2 protein-coding genes are annotated in these 3,839 nt (G+C 69.3%); both read left to right on the top strand.

The window, feature by feature from the left end; translation table 11 throughout:
• Positions 1-682, top strand: a 682-nt coding sequence (locus tag A8711_RS28385) for a glycoside hydrolase family 26 protein (protein ID WP_069089889.1), incomplete at its 5' end; no start/stop codon positions are given.
• Positions 683-901: 219 nt separating this feature from the next.
• Positions 902-3,839 (top strand): malectin domain-containing carbohydrate-binding protein (locus A8711_RS28380; protein WP_255365712.1); only part of this gene is annotated, 2,938 nt, incomplete at its 3' end.

Raw genomic sequence — 3,839 nt, 5'->3', positions numbered from 1 at the left:
GCAGGGCACCGACACCCGCTCCACGGTCAGCGGCATCTACGACACGCTGATCCGGGAACGCGCGCGCGACGTCAAGGAGTTCGGCGTTCCGGTGCTGCTGCGCTACCGGTGGGAGATGGACCGGCCGAACCTGGCCGCGAGCATGCACTCGCCGGAGGACTACGTCGCCGCGTGGAAGCACGTCCGCGGCATCTTCACGGAGATGGGCGTCACCAACGCGGCCTGGGTGTGGTGCCCGCACGCGGACGGCTTCGCCGAGCCGCAGCGCCGGGCCGCCGCCTACTACCCCGGCGACGACCAGGTCGACTGGCTCTGCGCCGACGTCTATCCCAGCCCGGAGTGGAACAGCTTCTCCAACCGCATGGACCACTTCATGGCGTTCGCCAAGAAGCACCCGCGGCCGGTCGTCATCGGCGAGTTCGGCCTGACCCAGGACGGGCGTCCGGGCCAGCGCGCCGACTGGATGCGCGAGGTCGGGCCGTACCTGAAGAAGCACCCGCAGATCAAGGCGGCGGTCTACTTCGCGGCGAAGCAGACGCAGAAGCCGATTTACGACAGCACGTTCGGCGACGACCCGGAAAGCGAGAAGGTCTTCCGGGAGATGGCGACGGATCCGTACTTCCAGCCGCCGATGCCCGACCTGAGCGTCCCCTCAGGGACACCCTCCGTGTCCGGCGAGTGATAGTCGCTCGTCTTTTCGTGCGACCCGGGCCGTTTCCTCGGCCAAAAAGGCCGATCCCGGGTGGACGCGCGACCGGCGAATGCGAGAAGGTATTGCTCTCACGTCTGCGGTCGGTCGAGTGACGCCCCGCCTCAAGTCGGCACCGGCCACGATCGCAGCGCCTCCGACGTATTCCCCCCGGAGTAGCCTGTGGCTTCCTCGATCCTGAGACACCGCTCGGTGTCCGCCTTCGGCGCTGCCGTACTCGGCATCGCCACCCTGTTCACACCGGTGCCGGCGCTCGCCGCGCCGACCACCGCGCCCGCGCCCGACCACAGCACGATGGTCGGCGAGGTGCCCTCGGACAAGACGCCGAACATCAACGACGGCAACGTGGTGGCCATCCACGACGCCGGCAGCAAGGTGATCGTCGGCGGCTCGTTCACCAACGCGCAGAACCGGGGTTCCTCACCCACTCCGGTCGACCGGCGCGGGCTGCTCGCCTTCGACAAGGCCACCGGCAAGATCGACAATGCGTTCGCGCCGGTGCTGGACAACGACGTCACCGCCATCATCGCCGGCCCGACCCCGGGCACCGTCTACGTGGCCGGCAAGTTCAACAAGGTCGGCGACAAGAACTTCCGCAAGCTGGCGCTGCTGAACGTCGCCGACGGCACCCCCGTCGAAGGGTTCAAGGGCCCGGCGTTCAACGGCACCGTCAGCGACATCGCGCTCGTCGACGGCCACCTGCTCGTCGGCGGCATCTTCACCACCGTCACCGCGACGACCAACCGCAACGGGCTGGCCTCGCTGAACCCGACCACCGGCGCGGTGGACGACTACCTCACCGTGGCGCTGACCGAGAACCACAACTGGACCCCGACCAACAACGGGGCCTCGGCCGGTGTCGGCGTGGAGAAGTTCACCGTCTCGCCGGACGGCAAGCACCTCGTGGTCATCGGCAACTTCAAGAAGGCCGACGGCGTCGTGCACGACCAGATCGTGCGGATCAACCTCGGTGAGAACTCCGCGACCATCGCCGACTGGAACACCGACAGCTACGCCGCGGCCTGCAAGTACACCGCGTTCGACTCGTGGGTGCGCGACGTCCAGTTCTCCCCGGACAGCAAGTACTTCGTGGTCGTCACCACCGGCGCGTCCTACCCCGGCACGCTCTGTGACTCCGCGGCCCGCTGGGAGACCGACGCCACCGGCGCCGGCCAGAAGCCGACCTGGACGAACTTCAGCGGCGGCGACACCTTCCTCTCCGTCGGCATCAGCGAGAAGGCCATCTACGTCGGCGGCCACTTCCGCTGGTCGAACAACCCGCTCGCCCGGGACAAGGCCGGACCGGGCGCGGTGCCGCGTGCCAGCATCGCCGCCCTCGACCCGGTCAGCGGCCTGCCGCTGTCCTGGAACCCGGGCCGCCACCCGCGCGGCTACGGCGTCACCGAGATGCTGGTGACCCCGGAGGGGCTCTGGCTGGGCAGCGACCAGGAGTACATCGGCGACTTCGACTACCAGCGCAAGCGGCTCGCGTTCTTCCCGCTGGCCGGTGGCAACGCCCCGCACTCGACCAGCACCAAGGGCCTGCCGGGCAACGTCTACCAGGCCGGTCGCGCGGCGCAGACCGAGGTGCTCTACCGGGTCAACGCCGGCGGTCCGGCCATCCCGGCCACCGACGGCGGGCCGGACTGGGCCGCCGACAGCGAGGCCTCGCCGAGCCCGTACCACAACACCGGCAACAGCGTGACCACGTACCCGACGAACGCCACGTTCGACGCCACCGTGCCGGCGAGCACGCCGGCCACGCTGTTCAACTCGGAGCGGTGGGACGAGTCGACCGCGCCGGACATGCAGTGGGACATCCCGGTCGCGGCCGGCACCCGGATCGACGTCCGGATCTACATGGCCAACCGCTGGTCCGGCACGAGCAAGCCGGGTAACCGCAAGTTCGACGTCAGCGTCGATGGCGTGCTCAAGCTGAACGACTTCGACCCGGTCGTGGCCGCCGGTGGCACCGACCGCGGCACGATGCAGTCGATCTCCCTGGTCAGCGACGGCGTGGTCGACATCGACTTCGGCCGGGTGGTCCAGAACCCGCTGGTCCACGGCATCGAGATCGTCAAGACCGCGCCCACCCCGGACGCCTCGGACGTGCTCTACCGGGTCAACGCCGGTGGCGACCAGATGGCCGCGCCGAGCGGGCCGGCCTGGGCCGCGGACACCGCCGCCGCGCCGAGCACCTACCACAACACCGGCAGCCAGGTGACCAGCTACACCACCAACGCCGCGCTCGACGCCACCGTGCCGGCCGGCACGCCGGTGGAGCTGTTCAACTCGGAGCGGTGGGACGAGTCGACCGCGCCGGACATGCAGTGGGACTTCCCGGTTCCGGCCGGCACGCCGGTGCAGGTGCGCCTCTACCTGGCGAACCGCTACGCCGGTACCGCCACCGCCGGCAAGCGCAAGTTCAACGTCAGCATCGACGGCGTCGTCAAGCTGAGCAACTTCGACCCGATCACGGCGATCGGCGCAACCAACCGGGGCACCATGCGGGCGTTCCCGGTCACCAGTGACGGCAACATCGACATCGACTTCGGTCGCGTCCTGGAGAACCCGCTGGTGCAGGCCATCGAGATCGTCAAGCTGCCGCCGGTGCCGCCGTCCACCACGGTGGACAGCATCACCAAGCGGACGTACGACGGCGCGTCCTCGGTCGGCAACGCGATGTCGGTGCCGAACGGCGACAACACCGGCTGGTCGAACATCAAGGGCGCGTTCTGGGTCGGCGGTGACCTGTTCTACGGCGTCGGCGGCGACCTCTACAAGCGCTCGTTCGACGGCACCGAGTTCGGCACCGCGAAGAAGCTGGACCCGTACCACGACGCGAAGTGGGACCTGGTCGTCACCGGCTCCGCGCCGGAGGGCTCCACCTACGCCGGCATGACCGGCAACTTCTCCGCCGAACTGCCGAACGTGACCGCGATGTTCTACTCCAAGGGCCGGGTCTACTACTCGCTGGCCGGTCAGAGCACGCTGTTCTGGCGCGGGTTCGCGCCGGACACCGGCACCGTCGGCGCCGAGCGCAACACGGTCACCGGCACCACCGGCTTCGCCGACGCGGGCGGCCTGTTCCTGGACGGCGAGACGCTCTACGTCGTCTCCCGGAGCACCG

The sequence above is a fragment of the Micromonospora sp. II genome (genome assembly GCF_001709195.1).
Lineage (GTDB): Bacteria > Actinomycetota > Actinomycetes > Mycobacteriales > Micromonosporaceae > Micromonospora > Micromonospora chalcea.
Note: the sequence above shows the minus strand (reverse complement) of the source record. Positions and strands in the feature narration are given on the sequence as shown.